Source organism: Paenibacillus sp. MZ04-78.2, from assembly GCF_024213375.1.
In the GTDB taxonomy this organism is placed as follows: domain Bacteria; phylum Bacillota; class Bacilli; order Paenibacillales; family NBRC-103111; genus Paenibacillus_G.
Genome location: NZ_JANAVJ010000020.1, coordinates 1 through 17,235 on the forward strand (window position 1 = coordinate 1; position 17,235 = coordinate 17,235).

A 17,235-nucleotide genomic window follows, 5' to 3' on the forward strand; every position below is an offset into this window, starting at 1 on the left:
GCAACCTCCCGTTCAAGATGCCTTCATTTTCTCATGAGCTTGAGGTTCTTGAAAGGTGGGGAGTATTTGACGCTCACATGGTCGGCATATTTGAATAAGCATTATAGAGGCAAATCTTTTCTTTTTTACATTTGGGGGGATTATCAGATTCCCGCTATAAGGTTGTCAATGGTTTCTTTTTATGATGGTTTAGAATTACCGTTTGGATGTATCTTGAACAAGGTAAATGAGATACATAACGTACTAATTCAATACAAAGAGAAAGCACAGTTTGATTGTATTACTATTATTGAAACGGGCAAATCAGACTTAAATGAAGACGAAACAAAAAGTGAATATATACTAACGCTATACTCAAAAATCATTAAGTGTTAGGTGCCAAAACTATCATCGAGTCAGCAAATCGGTTCGATTTTGAAGTTGATGACATTTTGGAAACGCTTGTAAAAAAACTCCCTCCTGTAAATTCTGATGTAAGTTATTTGGATGGTATGCAATTATTTCAATTTTGGTATGAGAAAGCATTATACAGCTTCAAAAAAAATCGAATTGTTGTTGGTATCGATGAGCTGCTATATGCCTTATATCTCGCGCAAGTTATGAAATATTATTTGGGTTTCGAGAAATGTATAACTTTGTTCCGGGAGCACAGAGATTACGCGACGGAGCAGCAGAAGTTAGGGTACAAACATATTGTAGAAGGAGTGTTTGATTTATGAAAAAAGCATTTCTATCTTTGACGATGGGGTTGATTTTGTTAAGTGGTATTATTCTTATTCCAACACAACCGACACCACCGACAAATATGGCAACTCTTAACGATCATGGATGGGGCGGTTAATAAAAATAATAAGAGTCCCGGCCAGTAATTTGACTGGTCAGGGACTCTTTTGATAACTCGGTCGCGGCTCGCTGCGCTGCGACTGTCAGGCGGATATCCCTGAACATCCCTTCACCTTGTGCCGGAAGGCTTCGGCCTGTTCCGCTGGCATAGGCTGGCGGGGATTTTTTTTATTTCTCCTCACCTGGGCAACTACCGTGTTCCTTTGGATATATCCCCATAGACTGATCTCATAAAGTTGATCATGCGCCCTGGGAGGAGAATGCTGTATGGAGCCAACGACCGACTTGGAAACACTCCGGATGAGATTATGGGATCGATACTTGACCTTGCAGGACAGGAACAACATTTCTTTTGATCAATATTGGTATGAATTTCTGATCAGATATTCGATAACGGATGAAGATTTGAATGGGGAAACAGCCGCGAAATGAGAACGGATGAACTAGACGATGAATTCACGTATAACTTTGCCATGGAAACCGCATCCTAACGTGTAACTTATTCTCTACAACACACAGGATGATCGCCATGGCTTTTTTGCATAATTGGATTCGAGGAAAGAAGAGCTTTACGGCGCAGGCGCAGGCGAACCACAAGCTGAATACCCCGATCAGCTCCGTATTAGCGCAAAATATAGCGGATTTGCACGAGCTGTTCAGTCAGACGCCCGATTTGGTCATACGCCATTTCGTGATCAAACAGACGGGCAGACAGGCGGCAATCGCTTATTTGGACGGGCTTACGGACAAAAATGCCCTCAACAACAACGTGCTGCGCCCGCTTCAATTCGAATCGGATGCGGACGCGCCGGGCAATTTGCCCCGGGTGAACGTCGGGAATGTCAAGACCATAAGTCTGTGGTCCGATCTCGAAATGTCCATGCTGCAGGGCGTCAGCATTTTGTTCGAGGATGGCCGCAGCGAAGCCGTCGTCTTCAACACCCAAGGATGGCCGCAGCGGGCGATCGAAGACCCGCAGCTCGAAGCATCGCTTAAGGGCGCGCATCAAGGCTTTGTCGAAACCGGCAGCCAGAATATTGCGATGATCCGCCGCTACATCCCGAACCGCGAGCTGAAAATTAAGGAGCTGACGATCGGCCGCCGGGGGAAAAACCAGATATCCATCTTATACATGGCCGATATCGTTCATCCCGAAATATTAAAAGAAATCGATGACCGCATTCGGCAGTTGGACATCGATGCCATTATTAACACAGGGGAATTGGCCGAACTGATCGAAGACAACCCATATTCGCCTTTCCCGCAGTTTATTGCCACGGAACGCCCGGATTCGGCTGCCGCCCAATTGCTGCAAGGGAGATTCGTCGTCGTTGTCGACCGTTCGCCAAGTGTATTGATCGGCCCCGCGACGTTTACATCGTTTTTTCAAAGTGTGGACGATTACAGCACACGTTGGATGGTCGCGTCCTTTACACGCTTGCTGAGGTTTGGGGGATTTGCCTTAGCCGTCTTTTTGCCGGCGCTCTATATCGCCGTCATTTCCTTTAATTACGAGGTCATTCCGCTGCAATTGTTGCTGTCGATCGGAGAATCCCGGGCGCGCGTTCCGTTTCCTCCGCTTGTCGAAGCTCTGCTTATGGAAATTACGCTGGAAATGATGCGCGAAGCGGGGGTCCGGCTTCCGGCTCCCGTCGGCCAAACGGTTGGGATTGTCGGGGGCATCGTCATCGGGCAAGCGGCCGTTTCCGCGGGAATCGTCAGCAACATTATGGTTATCGTGGTCGCTTCCACGGCGATCGCTTCGTTTATTATCCCGAATTACGATATGGCGTCCGGCGTCCGGCTGCTTCGGTTCCCGATGATGATCATTGCCTCGATGTTCGGGATTGTGGGCATCGTGATCGGCATGATGACCTTGATCGGGCATTTGATTTCGCTGGAATCGCTTGGCACACCTTACGGCAACCCGATCGCCCCGATGCGGTTCGCGGATATGAAAGACACGTTCCTTCGTCTGCCCTTATGGAACATGAGGAAGCGTCCCAAGAGCTCGCGGGCCGTTCAATCGCGAAGAATGGGCGACAACCACCCGAAAGGTGACGGCTGAATGAAGAAGTTTTTTTCGGGCCGTGCTTTTTTGGAAGCTGTGGGTTTTTGCTGTGGATGAAAACTCGTGTTACCCGGAGGCGGCTCGCATGAAACGATGGGTTATGCTCGGACTGCTGGTTCTTCTGCTCGTTCCAGGCTGCAGCAACGATAAGATCAATGTCGAGGATTTGACGCTCGGCTTAATGCTCGGCATGGATTTGGACCAAGATAACCATATGGTGTATTACTTATCCAGCCCTGTATTTAACAAGGAAGCGGTGAAGAAAAACGAAGAGTTCGGCCGCAAGACAGAAACGTTTCGCCAAGCGATGACGGGGTTTGATGCGATGACGACGGGACTGACCATTCGGGGGAAGGTACAGGTTATGCTGGTAGGTAAGCGCGTACTACAGCATCCGGATTGGTTCCGGCTGTTCGATGGCGTATACCGGGACGCCAAGTATTCCGTGAACGCCAGAGTCATCGCCGTCGATGGGCCGGTTTCAGAAATTATTGACTTCTATCCGCTCGATAAGCCGCGGCTGCCTCTGCATATGACCAAATTGATCGACACGGCCAACCGGAGAGGAATAACCGTGCGAACGACGCTGCAGGAGCTGCACCGGCAAATGTACGAGAAGGGAATGACGCCATCGATTAGTGAAGTTAAGATGAGTAAAGCCGTTGAGGTGACAGGAACAGCGGTGCTGAACGAGCGCGGGAAGTATGGGGAGCTGTTGGGCTTTCAAGAGAGCAGCTTGCTGCTTCTTTTGCAAAACCGCGGAAAGGAAATAAATCTATCGGTTGAAATTCCCGGAAAAGGTCATGGACGTCCCGTCCCACGAAGCGTGACCACCTTTCGGGTCAAAAGTAGCAAGATAAAGATTAAAACGAAGCACGCTCAAGACAAGTTTCAATTCGACATCGATATTCGGTTGCCCATTGCTTTGTCGGAACGGTTATTCCCGTTTGACGTCAGAAAAAAGGGAGACAAGCTGCAGCAGGCCATTGACAAGCAGTTGAAGCGGCAGTTCGAACAACTGATCCGAAGTTTTCAAAAGCATCAGGTCGATCCGATCGGTCTCGGGCTGTACGCCCGCGCTCATGAGTATCAAGCCTACAAGAAGGTGCAGGATCGTTGGGGCGAAGCGTTTGCCAAGGCGGATGTGAAGCTTTCCGTAAAAACAGAAATTGTCGATATGGGGCCGGCCAAATAAGAGATGCCCGAGCCTGTTCAATTCGTAAAGCGGGTGATAACGGATGAAAAAGTATGCGTTTAATGACATTACATTGATGCAATATATTTTTCTGATCGCCGGCATTCAATTGGGCGTCGGCTTGCTGCAGCTGCCGCGGGAGTTGGCCGAACTCGCAGGAACCGACGGATGGATCGCTATCGTCATCTGTTTTTTCATTGCCACCTGCTCTAGTTTAACGATAGTTCAAGTGATGAAGCGGCACCCGGACGGGACGCTTTTTGATCTGCTGAAGCGGTACGCGGGAAAATGGGTGGGACGAGCCGCAGCGGTCTTGACCGCAATGTATTTTGCTTTCTTTTCCTATACCATCATGGTAAGGGCTGTTTTGTTTATCAAGTCGTGGATTTTACCGAAAACTCCTGATGTCGTCATGCTGATTCTACTCGCCATTCCGTCGTATTTGCTTGCCCGGGGAGGCGTTCGCGTTTTAGGCCGCTATGCGGAGCTCATTTTTTATATCACCTTGTGGATGCCTTTCTTCTACCTGCTCTCCTTGAAAGAAAGCAATTGGCTGTACATGCTTCCCTTGTTTAAAGAGGGTCTGCATCCGATCCTGCTTGCGATGAAGCCGGCGCTGTACGCCTTTTTAGGGTTTGAAGCGTCGTTTCTCCTGTATCCGTTTCTAAAATCCAAACAATACGCCTCAAGGGGGATTGTTATCGCCAATGTGCTGACGCTGCTCGTTTACCTGCATGTTACCGTGACCTGCAACGTCTTTTATAGCCCGGATGCCATTACCCACTTTAATGAGCCCTCAGTCAATGTGCTCAAAACGATGGAATTCCGGTTTATCGAACGGCTGGAAATCGTTTTTCTCTCTTTCTTTATTATGATCATTTCAACCACATGGCTGCCGGGAATATATTTTTCCGTTTTCTCGATCAATTGGATTTTCGGCAGAGAGGATCACCGTAAACTGCTTCAATGGGTAATGCTGCTTTTTATCGGCAGCGTGATCTTTGTTATGCCGACGTTCAACAAGACCGATAAATGGATTGAAGTCGTCAACCTGACGGAGATGTTCTTCGGCTATTTGTTCCCATATATATTGTGGCTGTACGTATGGCTTCACGATCGTCTGCGCTGGAGGCGAGGGGGAACATGAAGCGATGGGTACGGACGGCAGCATTAGTCGTATTCGTGGCGATGCTGCCCGGTTGTTGGGATCAGGCGAATATCGAGGATTTAACGCTCAGCTTATCGATAGGCCTCGATGTGGACGAGAAAGATAACTTGATGGTCTCTACGGCCGCTCCCGTGTTCAGTAAAGAAGCGAAGAAAAAAAATGAAGACTACGAATTCCGGTCCAAGACGATCCGCACGGCCAGAAACCGGCTCGATGCCGTCGTGTCCGCCCTTACCGTCGGTGGGAAATCGCAAATATTGTTTGTCAGCAAGCGACTGACGGAGCGGGCGGATTGGTTGCCTTTGACGGATGTTTTTTTACGGGACGGGAAGCAGACCGTCAATGCCAAGGTCGTGCTTGTGGACGGCCAATTATCCGATGTGATGCACTATTCTCCTAAGGACAAGCCGCGGCTTTCCCTTCATCTGACCAGGCTGCTCGATAAAAACAATCGGCGTAACTTCACCGTCCGGACGACGGTGCAACAGCTGATCGACCAAAAGTACGAGAAAGGCATGAGCATCTCCATTTCCGAGCTTAAATTGAACAAGGAATTCGAGGTGACGGGCACGGCGCTCCTGAATAACAAGGGCAAATACAAGGGCTCCCTGAATCGACAGGAAAGCTCCTTGCTGCTCATTCTGCAGCGGCGTACGGTAGAAGAGATTCCTTTCAATATCCATATCCCGCATGAGCGGAAGAGCGGTGTTTTCGCCTCGGATATGGTCAGCTTCAACGCAGGTACCGAGAAGGTCAAAATTAAAACGGCTTACAATCAAGGGAAGTTTCGTTTTGATGTGGACATCCATTTATCAGGAGCTTTGACGCAGAGGCTGTTTCCTTTTGATTTTGAAAAAAAAGGAGGAGAGCTGGAAGCCGCGATTGAGAAGCAGCTGGACAAGCAATTCTCGGAGCTGGTGAAAAAATTCCAGAGCCTGAAGGTCGATCCGGTCGGCTTCGGCGTCTTCGCGCGGGCGTACCAATTCAAGGCATTCAAGCAGGTGCAAGAGGAGTGGGACAATGCGTTCGCAAAAGCGGACGTGAACGTAAAAGTCAAGTTGACGCTCAAGAGCACCGGGGCCATCAAGTGACGCATACAGGATATAAAATTCCGAGAAATCCGGAGAAAAAAGATTGGCCCTTGCCGCAAAGGATGCGAGCAAGAGCCTTTTTTGCGTTGTTTCACGAAATGACAATCGCCGCTTTAGCGCAGCGCCGTCTTCACATCATCTTTGGATTCATTTAACAGGATAAAGTAAAAATGTAGAGAATACAACAAAGCGAAGGAAGATACTGAATGGAAAGGGGACAACGAAATGAAATTGACGATTTTGGGCCCGTGGGGCGCTTATCCGGCTGCGGATTCCGCGTCGGCGTCGTATTTGATTCAGACGGAGTCGGTCAACGTGCTGCTGGATTGCGGCTCCGGCGCGCTTGCCCAGCTTCAGCGGCATCTGCCGCTGGAGGAGCTGGATGCGGTCGTGCTCACGCACTACCATACCGATCATATCGCCGACGTGTACTGCCTTCAGCATGCGGCGATGATTCTGATGCAGCTCGGCCGCAGGACGAAGCCGATCGAGATTTATGCCCACGACGCGGACCTTACGGCTTTCGCGACACTCGCTTACGGAGAATACATGCATTCGCATGTCATTGCGGTAGGAGATACGCTTGCGCTGGGTGATCTGATCTGGACCTTCGGGCATACGACCCATCCCGTTCCGTGCCTGTCCATGCGCATTGAGCATGGGGGACAGACGCTCGTGTTTACGGCGGATACCGCTTGGAACGACGATTTGGTGCGAATCGGCCGGAACGCGGATCTGCTGCTTTGCGAAAGCAATCTGTACAACGAATACTTCGGCAAAATCGGCGGCCATCTGACCGCCGGCGAAGCGGGAAGGCTCGCCGCTCAGTGCGGAGCGAAGCGGCTCGTGCTGACGCATCTTCCCCAATACGGCGATCTCGGCCAGCTTGTCCGGGAAGCGCAAGAGACGTATCCAGGACCGATTGATCTCGCCCGCACGGGCGATCAATATCGGCTGTAATACAGCCGGAAGAAATAAAAACAACGGATGGAGAAACCATGCTAACCGAAAGATTGCGAAGGCTCGAACTGCAGCGGCGCTTCGCGCTGCTACGCTGTTCGTCTCGCACGATCTCAACGTCGTGCAGTACATGAGCGACCGGGTCGCCTTCATGTATCTGGGCACGCTCGTCGAGCTTGCGCCGGCCGAAACTATGTTTCGCGGTGCGGTCCATCCGTACACGCGGGCGCTGCTCTTGGCGATCCCGTCCGTGCCGGAGAGCGGCGCGAACGCATCGTGCTCCGCGGCGAGGTGCCGAGCCCGCTTGATCCGCCATCGCCATCCGATCCGCCCAAGCCTACAGGAGAACGAGGAGGGAACCGTTTTGAACATCGGCATATTGTCGGATTTGCATATCGATACCAATAACCCCGGCTGCTCTGTTTCGGTCGAGGACGCGCTCTGCGAAGCGGCGCTTGCGCAGAAGATTGACCTGCTGCTGATCGGCGGAGACATCTCCAACAACAGCGCCATGACGCTGAAGACGCTCAGGTATATCCGGGAACGGCTGTCCATTCCGTGCTTGTTCGTTCCGGGCAATCACGATTTGTGGAACATCCATAATCCGGAACGTACGGCTTGGGATTCGTACCGCGAGCTGCAAGCGTTCGAAGGGAACCTCGCGAACGGCGTCTACATGATCAATGAAGAATGGGCCGTCGTCGGAGATATCGGCTGGTACGATTACTCGTTCGGCGCAGACCGCTACACGAAGGAGGAGTTTGACCGGATGTCGCTCGGCGAGCGGACGTGGCAGGACAGTCTGTTTGCCCTATGGGACCGGCCGACGACGGAGGTCTGCGATTATTTCGTGCAGAAGCTGGACGAGCAGCTGAGCGCGCTTCGGGACAAGAAGGTCATCGTGATGACCCACGTCCTGCCGCACCGTTATTTTACCGTCCCGAACGCCGGCGAGGTGTGGGGCTACTTTAACGCCTTTCTCGGAAGCGAGCAGTACGGGAAGCTGATCGAATCGTACGCCTCCTCCGTGAAGCTGGCCGTCTGCGGCCACGTGCATTACCGGAAGCGGCAAACCTTCGGCGGCACGCTGTACGTATGCAGCTGTCTCGGCTATACCCGGGAATGGTCGAATCCAGGCGATGCGCGGACCGAGGTTGCGAAGGCATTGTCCGTCATCGAGCTGGCCTCTCTTGAGGATCGAAGCACGCTGAATTCATAATTGATCTGTCCATTTTACAAAGGAAGCACCTCTTACGGCGAAAACGGTCGGAGGCGCTTCTTTTTTCGTTCTTCCGGAATAGGATGCAGTACGCTTCGGGTACTACGCAAAGTTAGTACTACCCGCTTTGTCGAATCCGCGTACAATATGGTTTAAGACCAGGTGCTAAGAACTAATCGCAAAAACATAAAGCACCGACGGAGGGAATGGCTATGGTATTGGTAAAATGGTTGGCCCGAATCGTACTCAACCTGTTCTTTCAAGCGAGATTCAGCGGTTTGGAAAAGCTCGACTTCCGCAAACCGACCATTCTGATTCCGAATCATCTGTCGCTGATCGACGCGGCGCTGCTTGCTACGCGGCTGCCGGAGGAAGTGACGTTCGTCGTGAACACGCGCATTGCCAAGCGGTTCGCCCCGTTGATCCGGCTGCGCAAGCATATTGCCGTCGATCCGATGAATCCGTACTCCGTGAAGCAGATGGTCAAGACCGTGCAGAAAGGGGCCCCGCTCCTCGTATTCCCGGAAGGACGCATCAATACCGCGAGCGGCGGCTCGCTGATGAAAATATACAGCGGCGTCGGCTACATTGCGCTCCGCACGGGCGCGACGCTGTACCCGATTGCCTTGAACGGCCCGGAACGGTCCAAATTTTCTTACCTGAAGCATAAAATCCGGCAAGTATGGTTCCCCAAGGTTACCGTGCAGATCGGCGATCCGTTTACTTTGGATTATGACCGCAGCCAGTCGATGAAATCGCAAAAGGAACGCGCTGCGGCGCAAATCCAGAAGAAGCTGGAAGCCGAGCTGGTGAGCAGCCGGGTGAAGACCGGGATCAACCTGTTCAACGAACTGCTGACCGCCGCCAAGCACCACGGCTACAACTTCCCGGTATGCGAGGATTTGAGCCAGACGTTTACTTACAAAAAGCTGCTGACCGCTTCCTACGTCTTTGCCAGAAAGCTTGCTTCCGAGCTGAAAGACGAGCCGGGCGTCGCCGTCCTGCTGCCGAATTCCGCCGCCCATCTGCTTGTTTTGTTCGCGCTGTTCAAGCTTGACAAACGGCCGGCGATCCTCAACTTTTCGGCCGGAGAAAATAACATGCGCATCGCCTGCGAAACCGCTTCTGTCCGCACGATTCTAACTTCCAGACAGTTTGTCGACAAAGGAAAGCTGACGCCGCTGATCGAAAGTCTCGGCCACAAGTACCGCGTCCTGTATTTGGAAGACATGAAGGACACGCTCCGTATGAGCGATAAGCTATCCGGCTTCGCGGATTTTCTGCTCAAGCGGAAGGCGACGGTGAACAATACCGAGATTGTGCTCTTCACCTCCGGCAGTGAAAGCGTCCCGAAAGGGGTCGTGCTGGACCATGCGAACCTGTACGCGAACATGCAGCAGACGCGCACGGTGATGGACATTAACGCCCGGGACGTTTTTTTCAACGCCATGCCGATGTTCCATAGCCTCGGGCTGCTGGTGACGGTGCTTCCGGTGCTGAACGGCGTGAAGGTGTTTCTGTACCCGAGCCCGCTCCACTACAAAGTCATCCCGGAGCTGGCCTACGATCGAAATGCGACGTTTTTGTTCGGCACCTCGACGTTTCTGGCGGCGTACGGCAAAGCGGCCCATCCGTACGATTTTCAATCGCTTCGCTGCGTGATCGCCGGAGCCGAGAAGCTGAAGGACGAAGTCCGACAGCTGTGGGTCGACAAGTTCCATGTGTGCCCGGTGGAAGGCTACGGCACGACGGAAGCGTCGCCGGTCGTGGCGATGAACACCCGGATGTGGCACCGCAAAGGCACGGTCGGCCAATTGCTCCCGGGCATCGCATATAAGCTGGAGCCGGTGCCGGGGCTGGAAGGCGGCAAGCTGCTGATTCAGGGCCCGAACTTAATGAAGGGCTACCTGCTCCACGAAGAGGGCTTCAAGCCGTGTCCCGAATGGTACGATACCGGAGACGTAGTGAAGATCGACGAAGACGGCTTTGTGACGATCGTGAGCCGGGTGAAGCGGTTCGCGAAGATCGGCGGCGAGATGGTGTCCTTGAACCAAGTGGAGGAGATGGCGGCAAGCTGCTACCGGGACGCGAACGTAGCCGCAGTCAGCGTGCCGGACAGCCGCAAAGGCGAACGAATCATACTATTCGTGACGCAGGAAGAGCATCAGATTCAGACGATCAAGCAATTCGTGAAGGATCACGGGCATTCTCAACTCATGACCCCGTCCAAGCTTATGCGGGTCGAGAAGCTGCCGATTCTGGGCAGCGGCAAGCCGGATTATGTGGCACTCAAAAAGCTGGCCGAAGAGCCGGCGGCAGACGAAGGAGCGAACGCTGTATGAACCTATGGAACAAACTCAGACTCAAGCCGATCCATGCGCTGCTCGTCTCGCAATTTTGGAGCGCGTTCGCCGATAACGCTATTCTGTTCGCGATCATTGAGATGCTGCGGGCCAAGGCGTATCCCGAATCGTATATCGGCAATGTGCAGCAAGCCTTTTTGTTCGCTTACGTCGTTCTGGCGCCGTTCGTCGGAAGCTTCGCGGATAAGCATCCGAAGTCGGTCGTGCTGTTGATCGGCAACGCGCTGAAAGCGATCGGGATCGTCGGGCTGCTCTTCGGTCTTGAGCCTGTCTTAAGCTACGCCGTAATCGGAATCGGCGCAGCCGTGTACAGTCCGGCGAAATACGGCATCCTCGGTGAAATTTTAAGCCGCTCCGCGACGGATGCGAAGCAGCTCGATTCCGAGCTGCTCAAGGCGAATGCCAAGATCGAAGGGTATACGATCATCGCCATTCTGGCCGGTACGGTGGGCGGAGGCATTCTGGCGAAGCAGTCGCTGACGGTGTGTATCGTCGCCTGCCTGCTGCTGTACGTGACCGCGCTGCTTTTGTCGCTTTCGATTCCCCGGGTGGCGGGGAACCCAAACATTCATTACATCAAAGATTCGATCTTGTTCTTTAAAGATATCGCCCGGCTGTTCCGGGACCGGACGGCCCGCTATTGCCTGATCGGCACCGGTTCGTTCTGGTTGACGTCGTCGGTGATTCGCGTGGCGGTTATCGCATGGATTCCGCTGCATCTCGGCATTCACGGGGTCGATCAGATTTCGATGCTGATTGCGGTTACGGCGATCGGCATTATGGCCGGAGCCCTGGCTGCTCCCAAGCTGATCCCGGCGCATAAGTATCTGAACTCTTATCTGTATGGCGTCGTGATGGTGGTGCTCATTCTCGTTTTCCCGATGCTGGGCAATTTGTACGTGACGGTGTTCATTTTGCTGGCGGTCGGTTTCGCCGGGGGCGTCTACGTCGTACCGCTGAACTCGGTGCTGCAAAAGGTAGGCAACCCGAAGATCGGCGCAGGCAAAACGATTGCCGTGCAAAACTTGTTCGAGAACATCCTGATGTTTGCGGGCGTGCGGGCGTATACGCAAGCGACCGCTGCGGGAACAAGCGTGGAGACGTCGATCTACGGCGTCGGGCTGGTGCTGGCGCTGTTCGTGCTGTATCTGGTGTTCCAGGCCGTCATGCTGAAGCGGAAAAACGCCGGAGTTGCCGATTCCCGCATATGATCGTTCGTGCTTCAAAGCAAAGACCGGACCCCGCCGCCTGGCAGGGTCCGGTCTTTGTTGCGCTTAGCGTCCCGGCAGCGAGGCCGAGCCGTACGGATAAGTATACTGAAGCGGTTCGTCGAACGTGATGTAATCGAGGTTGACCATCAGCAGCAAAAAGCGCATGCCGGTTTTAGGATCGCTGATGATGATGTGGTCGCGGCCGGCGGCTTCCAGACGCCCTTTGAAAATTTTGGCGTTCCACTGGGTGTTGTTCTCGTACGTCATATACAGCGTAGCGATTTTGCCCAAATTGAGCCGCAAAATGTTTTCGATGAAGGACTGCTCCATCGGCAGCTGCCCCGGGGTGGTCGGCGCGGCCGCCATCGGCACCGGCTGTCCTGCAGCTGTAATCATAGAGCCTGCCGGAATCATCGGCGGCACCGCTTGCGCAGTAGGCTGGCCGAAGCCGGGGCTGGGGTAACCGGCGCCATAAGGAGTTGGTACTGCTTTGGTCGGATTGCTATACATCGCTCATAATCCTCCTTCAAACTTCGCTTGAATTGGGTTTCGACTGGGCTGGAGCACACCATTCATACTATGGTGTGGGCGAATGTTTGGTGACGGATTTTTTTTATGGGAACTCCTCGTCCTTTCGTACACGGATGTAAAAAAGAGCCCTCGATTTACAAGGGCTCTCTCCGAACTAAAAATCAATATGATCCGGGTCCGGACCGAAGCGACGGTCTTGGTTCAGGCCGTCCAGACGCGCTATATCATCGTCGGACAAGGCGAAGTCAAAGACGTTGATGTTCTCGCGGATGCGGCTTTCGCGAATGGACTTCGGAATGGTGACCACCCCGTGCTGCAAATCCCAACGGAGAATGATTTGCGCTGGCGTTTTGCCGTATTTATCCGCAAGCTCGCTCAGCAGCGGCAATTCGAGATTACCCTGCATCAGCGGACTCCAAGCTTCGAGCTGGATCTTGTGTTCCTTGCAGAACGTCCGTAGCTCCTGTTGAATCAGAAGCGGATGGAATTCGACTTGGTTAACCGCAGGAACGATTTCGCTACCCTGCAGCAAATCCTCCAGATGGTGCACTTTGAAATTGCTGACGCCGATCGCCCGGACGACTCCGTCCTTATACAGCTTTTCGAGCGCTTTCCACGTTTCCTTATATTTGCCCTTCACCGGCCAGTGAATGAGGTACAGGTCGATGACCTCGAGCTGCAGCTTCCGCCGGCTTTCCTCGAAAGCCCGAAGCGTACTGTCATAGCCTTGATCTGCGTTCCATACTTTCGTCGTGATGAACAACTGGTCGCGCGGAATGCTGCTGGCTTGAATCGCTTGGCCTACCCCGGCTTCGTTGCCGTAGACGGCAGCCGTATCAATGGAGCGGTAACCGGCTTCCAGCGCATGCTGCACGGCTTGGACGACCTCGTCGCCTTCCTTGGTTTTCCAGACGCCCAGTCCGAGCCATGGCATGCGGACGCCGTTGTTCAACACCGTAGTGTCGCTGTTTCGCTGAATCACGGTCATGCTCAAATTCCCTCCCTGGACAAATTTCATTCTATTTCATGATAACACAAACGGCTGCGGAACGAAAAATTGCGGTCCGGATCACGTGGGATGAAGGATGCTGATGAATCGCCTTGAAGAAATGATTTACAAATAAAACCTAATTTAATATAATTAGCCATGCATATTCATTTATTACTCAATACTTTTGTCTTAAACCATCCTTCATCAATGACCTTAGCCCCAAAAAATGGTGATTTTTAGCAAACTTACACGCTTCCATATTAATTTTGATATACGTTAATATATCGCATTATCGCATTGGAGAGCTTATTTGGGTTTGGGAGGTGTTTCATGTATTTGACGGAACGCGAGAAAGAGAAGCTGCTCGTCACCGTGGCGGCCGATGTGGCCCGGCGGCGGCTGGCGCGCGGCGTGAAGCTGAACTACCCGGAAAGCGTGGCGCTCATTACCTCCGAGATCATGGAAGGAGCGCGCGACGGGAAGACGGTAGCGCAAATGATGCAGTACGGAACGACGGTACTCCGGGCGGAGCAGGTGATGGAAGGCGTGCCGGAAATGATTCACGAGGTGCAGGTGGAGGCGACGTTTCCGGACGGGACGAAGCTGGTTACGGTGCATCAGCCGATTCGGAAAGGCTAACCGTTGATGGCCAATGGAATGCCGTTCATTTATGTGACATATGGAGCGGCTTTTGTGTGCAGCGCAGGAAAGCCGGCGCAGAGAGGGGAGCGTCTATGGTACCGGGCGAATACCGGATCAAACCGGGATCGATCAAGCTGAACAAAGGAAAAGAAAAGTCGGACCTCGTCGTTGTGAATACGGGGGACCGGCCGGTGCAGGTCGGGTCTCATTATCATTTTTTCGAAGTTAACCGGGCACTTTCATTCGACCGGGCGGAAGCTTTCGGGATGCGGCTCGATATTCCTGCCGGCACGGCGGTCCGCTTCGAGCCGGGCGAAGAGAAGAAGGTGCGGCTTACCGAGCTTGGGGGCGAGCGTTTGTCTTACGGGTTGAACGGTTTGTCCCGGGGCGCCGTTCAGCGCGGCGTTCTCCCGGAGCCGGTTCGCATCCGGCTGGCCGAATGGGAAGGAGGAGCTTAACCGTGGCAGAGATGGATCGTAATTCGTACGCGCTCATGTTCGGGCCGACCGTTGGCGATCAGGTGCTTCTGGCCGATACGGACTTATGGGCCGAAATCGAGTATGACTATACCGTTTATGGAGAGGAGTGCAAATTCGGCGGCGGCAAGGTCATCCGCGACGGGATGGGGCAGTCGTCGCGCCATACGCGGGACCAGGGCGTGCTGGACACTTTAATTACGAATGCCGTGATTTTCGACCACGGCGGGATCGTCAAAGCGGATATCGGCATCAAGGACGGGATCATCGTCGGCATCGGGAAGGCGGGGAACCCGGACATTATGGACGGCGTACATCCGGGCATGATTGCCGGAGCATCGACGGAAGTCATCGCGGGCGAAGGCAAGATCGTCACGGCCGGGGGCATCGATACGCATATTCATTATATATGCCCGCAGCAGATCGAGACGGCGCTGTCGTCCGGCGTAACGACGATGATCGGCGGCGGTACGGGCCCGGCGGCAGGCACGAGCGCGACGACGTGCACCCCCGGCGCATGGCATATGCGCCGGATGCTTGAGGCGGCGGAGGCGTTCCCGATGAACCTCGGGTTCACGGGCAAAGGCAACGCCTCATTCCCGGAGCCGCTCGCGGAGCAAGTCGAGGCGGGGGCCATCGGGCTGAAGCTGCACGAGGATTGGGGGACGACGCCGGCAGCCATCGACGCTTGTCTCGCCGTAGCCGACCGTTACGACGTGCAGGTGGCGATTCATACGGATACGCTGAACGAGTCCGGGTTCGTCGAAGATACGATTCGTGCGATCGACGGGCGTACGATTCATACCTATCACACGGAAGGCGCCGGAGGCGGGCACGCGCCCGACATTATCCGCATCGCTTCCGAGCTTAACGTTCTGCCGTCTTCGACGAATCCGACCCGGCCATATACGGTCAACACCGTCGAAGAGCATCTCGACATGCTGATGGTCTGCCATCATCTCGACAGCCGCATCCCGGAGGATGTGGCGTTTGCGGATTCCCGCATCCGTCCCGAGACGATCGCGGCGGAAGATATTTTGCACGACCTTGGCGTTTTCAGCATGATCAGCTCCGATTCGCAAGCGATGGGCCGGGTAGGGGAAGTGATTACCCGGACATGGCAGACGGCGGACAAGATGAAGAAGCAGCGCGGGCATTTGCCTGCGCCCGATGGCCCGGGTCCGGCCGGCGAACCGCCGGATAACGATAATTTCCGCATCAAACGCTACATTGCGAAATATACGATCAATCCGGCGCTAACGCACGGCATCGCGCATCTGGTCGGCTCGGTCGAAATCGGCAAGCTGGCCGATCTCGTCGTATGGAGCCCCGCCTTTTTCGGGGTGAAGCCCGACATGGTGCTCAAGGGCGGCATCATTGCTTACGCCCAGATGGGCGATCCGAACGCTTCAATCCCGACGCCGCAGCCCGTGTTCGGCCGGCCGATGTTCGGCGCTTTCGGACGGGCGCTGAGGCACAGCATCACGTTCGTTTCGCAGACGGCTTACGATAACGGCGTTCACCTTGAGCTGGGGCTGTTGAAGCGGATCGAGCCGGTCCGCAACTGCCGCAGCGTGACGAAGAAGGATATGATCCACAACGGAGAAACGCCGGGCATTGAAGTCGATCCAGAAACATACGAGGTGAAAGTGGACGGGCAGCCGGTCACCTGCGAGGCGGCCAGCGTGCTGCCGATGGCGCAGCGGTATTTTTTGTTCTGAATGCAATCGTTAGGAGGCGGCCGCGCCATGGAGCACACCACAGATTTTTCCTGGCTGGCCTATACGCAGCTATTGGACTCGGCACTGCCGATCGGAGGGTTTTCCCATTCGTTCGGTCTGGAAACGTTGGTGCAGGATGGCCGGATCGAAAGGCCGGATCAGCTAAAAGATTATATGGAAGCGATGCTGTTTCACAGCTGGGCGCCGGTCGATGCCTTGGCCGTCAAAGCGGTGTACGGCTACGCTCCCGGCGAGCGATGGGAGGAGCTGTGGCTCGTCGACCGGACGCAGCATGTGCAGCGGGCATCTGCCGAGACGCGGGAAGGCGTGGCCAAAATGGGCCGCAGGCTGCTCCAGCTTGCCCGCGCCATATACCCGCAGCTGGAGTGGGAGCCACTGGCCGGAGCGATGCGGGACGGGCGGTGCATCGGCACCCATCCGCTCGTCCATGGCTGGATCAGCCTGCAGCTTGGCGTGCCGCTGCCGGCAGCCGCCGAAGGATACTTGTACACATGTGTAACGACCGGCATCAACAGCGGCTTGCGCCTGATGTCGCTTGGTCAAACCGACGGCCAACGGCTGCTTGCCGCGCTGCTTCCTTCCATCCGGGAGGCGTGGCTGCACTTCGCTCCTTTGGACCCGCTGGAGGACGGCTTTTCCAGCACGCCACAGGCGGAAATCGCCATGATGCGGCACGAAGGGCTTTATTCGCGGCTGTTCATGTCTTAGAGTCAGAATTCTTTTTATCATAAC

At 54.2% G+C, this 17,235-nt stretch carries 15 protein-coding genes; 13 read left to right on the forward strand and 2 right to left on the reverse strand.

What is annotated here, in order from left to right:
- The first annotated feature begins 715 nt into the window (after positions 1–715).
- The 9 genes from NLX71_RS26615 (at position 716) to lplT (ending at position 12,121) form a co-directional block, all read left to right on the forward strand.
- Positions 716–841, forward strand: coding sequence for a hypothetical protein (locus NLX71_RS26615; RefSeq protein WP_302058261.1), 126 nt, complete (start codon positions 716–718; stop codon positions 839–841).
- Between the two features lie 531 nt (positions 842–1,372).
- Entirely contained in the window at positions 1,373–2,911 is a 1,539-nt protein-coding gene (locus NLX71_RS15380) for a spore germination protein (protein ID WP_254364626.1), read from the forward strand.
- 88 nt (positions 2,912–2,999) lie between these two features.
- Positions 3,000–4,109, forward strand: a complete 1,110-nt coding sequence (locus NLX71_RS15385; protein WP_254364627.1) for a Ger(x)C family spore germination protein — start codon at positions 3,000–3,002, stop codon at positions 4,107–4,109.
- Positions 4,110–4,152: 43 nt separating this feature from the next.
- Positions 4,153–5,256, forward strand: a complete 1,104-nt coding sequence (locus NLX71_RS15390; RefSeq protein WP_254364629.1) for a GerAB/ArcD/ProY family transporter — start codon at positions 4,153–4,155, stop codon at positions 5,254–5,256.
- A complete protein-coding gene (locus tag NLX71_RS15395) occupies positions 5,253–6,368 on the forward strand; it encodes a Ger(x)C family spore germination protein (protein ID WP_254364630.1) in 1,116 nt (371 codons plus the stop codon). The genes NLX71_RS15390 and NLX71_RS15395 overlap by 4 nt, the downstream gene beginning before the upstream one ends.
- A gap of 225 nt (positions 6,369–6,593) precedes the next feature.
- Positions 6,594–7,328, forward strand: a complete 735-nt coding sequence (locus NLX71_RS15400) for an MBL fold metallo-hydrolase (protein WP_254364632.1) — start codon at positions 6,594–6,596, stop codon at positions 7,326–7,328.
- A complete protein-coding gene (locus NLX71_RS15405; protein WP_254364633.1) occupies positions 7,255–8,547 on the forward strand; it encodes a metallophosphoesterase in 1,293 nt (430 codons plus the stop codon). Before NLX71_RS15400 ends, NLX71_RS15405 begins: the two co-directional genes overlap by 74 nt.
- 212 nt (positions 8,548–8,759) lie before the next feature.
- On the forward strand, positions 8,760–10,889 hold the full coding sequence (locus tag NLX71_RS15410) for an AMP-binding protein (protein WP_254364634.1): 2,130 nt from the start codon (positions 8,760–8,762) through the stop codon (positions 10,887–10,889).
- Positions 10,886–12,121 (forward strand): lysophospholipid transporter LplT, encoded by a 1,236-nt coding sequence (gene lplT, locus NLX71_RS15415; RefSeq protein ID WP_254364635.1) that lies wholly within the window; start codon positions 10,886–10,888, stop codon positions 12,119–12,121. Before NLX71_RS15410 ends, lplT begins: the two co-directional genes overlap by 4 nt.
- A 63-nt stretch (positions 12,122–12,184) precedes the next feature.
- Here the strand turns inward: lplT and gerQ are convergent, their stop codons facing one another.
- Together gerQ and NLX71_RS15425 are read right to left on the reverse strand one after the other, a co-directional pair.
- Positions 12,185–12,631, reverse strand: a complete 447-nt coding sequence (gerQ, locus tag NLX71_RS15420) for a spore coat protein GerQ (RefSeq protein WP_254364637.1) — start codon at positions 12,629–12,631, stop codon at positions 12,185–12,187.
- 175 nt (positions 12,632–12,806) lie between these two features.
- Positions 12,807–13,640: an aldo/keto reductase gene (locus tag NLX71_RS15425; RefSeq protein ID WP_254364638.1), complete on the reverse strand. Its 834-nt coding sequence runs from the start codon at positions 13,638–13,640 to the stop codon at positions 12,807–12,809.
- Between the two features lie 333 nt (positions 13,641–13,973).
- Here NLX71_RS15425 and NLX71_RS15430 point away from each other — a divergent pair, with 333 nt between their 5' ends.
- The 4 genes from NLX71_RS15430 (at position 13,974) to NLX71_RS15445 (ending at position 17,211) form a co-directional block, all read left to right on the forward strand.
- A complete protein-coding gene (locus NLX71_RS15430; protein ID WP_254364640.1) occupies positions 13,974–14,282 on the forward strand; it encodes an urease subunit gamma in 309 nt (102 codons plus the stop codon).
- A gap of 95 nt (positions 14,283–14,377) precedes the next feature.
- On the forward strand, positions 14,378–14,743 hold the full coding sequence (locus NLX71_RS15435) for an urease subunit beta (RefSeq protein WP_254364740.1): 366 nt from the start codon (positions 14,378–14,380) through the stop codon (positions 14,741–14,743).
- Between the two features lie 11 nt (positions 14,744–14,754).
- A complete protein-coding gene (ureC, locus tag NLX71_RS15440; RefSeq protein ID WP_254364742.1) occupies positions 14,755–16,482 on the forward strand; it encodes an urease subunit alpha in 1,728 nt (575 codons plus the stop codon).
- 27 nt (positions 16,483–16,509) lie between these two features.
- A complete protein-coding gene (locus NLX71_RS15445; protein ID WP_254364641.1) occupies positions 16,510–17,211 on the forward strand; it encodes an urease accessory protein UreF in 702 nt (233 codons plus the stop codon).
- Positions 17,212–17,235: the final 24 nt, after the last annotated feature.

Excerpts from the sequence above, each read along its gene's own strand:
- NLX71_RS26615 (WP_302058261.1), top strand. The coding sequence starts at position 716 with ATGAAAAAAGCATTTCTATCTTTGACGATGGGGTTGATTTTGTTAAGT.
- NLX71_RS15380 (WP_254364626.1), top strand. The coding sequence starts at position 1,373 with ATGGCTTTTTTGCATAATTGGATTCGAGGAAAGAAGAGCTTTACGGCG.
- NLX71_RS15385 (WP_254364627.1), top strand. The coding sequence starts at position 3,000 with ATGAAACGATGGGTTATGCTCGGACTGCTGGTTCTTCTGCTCGTTCCA.
- NLX71_RS15390 (WP_254364629.1), top strand. The coding sequence starts at position 4,153 with ATGAAAAAGTATGCGTTTAATGACATTACATTGATGCAATATATTTTT.
- NLX71_RS15395 (WP_254364630.1), top strand. The coding sequence starts at position 5,253 with ATGAAGCGATGGGTACGGACGGCAGCATTAGTCGTATTCGTGGCGATG.
- NLX71_RS15400 (WP_254364632.1), top strand. The coding sequence starts at position 6,594 with ATGAAATTGACGATTTTGGGCCCGTGGGGCGCTTATCCGGCTGCGGAT.
- NLX71_RS15410 (WP_254364634.1), top strand. The coding sequence starts at position 8,760 with ATGGTATTGGTAAAATGGTTGGCCCGAATCGTACTCAACCTGTTCTTT.
- lplT (WP_254364635.1), top strand. The coding sequence starts at position 10,886 with ATGAACCTATGGAACAAACTCAGACTCAAGCCGATCCATGCGCTGCTC.
- gerQ (WP_254364637.1), bottom strand. The coding sequence starts at position 12,631 with ATGTATAGCAATCCGACCAAAGCAGTACCAACTCCTTATGGCGCCGGT.
- NLX71_RS15425 (WP_254364638.1), bottom strand. The coding sequence starts at position 13,640 with ATGACCGTGATTCAGCGAAACAGCGACACTACGGTGTTGAACAACGGC.
- NLX71_RS15430 (WP_254364640.1), top strand. The coding sequence starts at position 13,974 with ATGTATTTGACGGAACGCGAGAAAGAGAAGCTGCTCGTCACCGTGGCG.
- NLX71_RS15435 (WP_254364740.1), top strand. The coding sequence starts at position 14,378 with ATGGTACCGGGCGAATACCGGATCAAACCGGGATCGATCAAGCTGAAC.
- ureC (WP_254364742.1), top strand. The coding sequence starts at position 14,755 with ATGGATCGTAATTCGTACGCGCTCATGTTCGGGCCGACCGTTGGCGAT.
- NLX71_RS15445 (WP_254364641.1), top strand. The coding sequence starts at position 16,510 with ATGGAGCACACCACAGATTTTTCCTGGCTGGCCTATACGCAGCTATTG.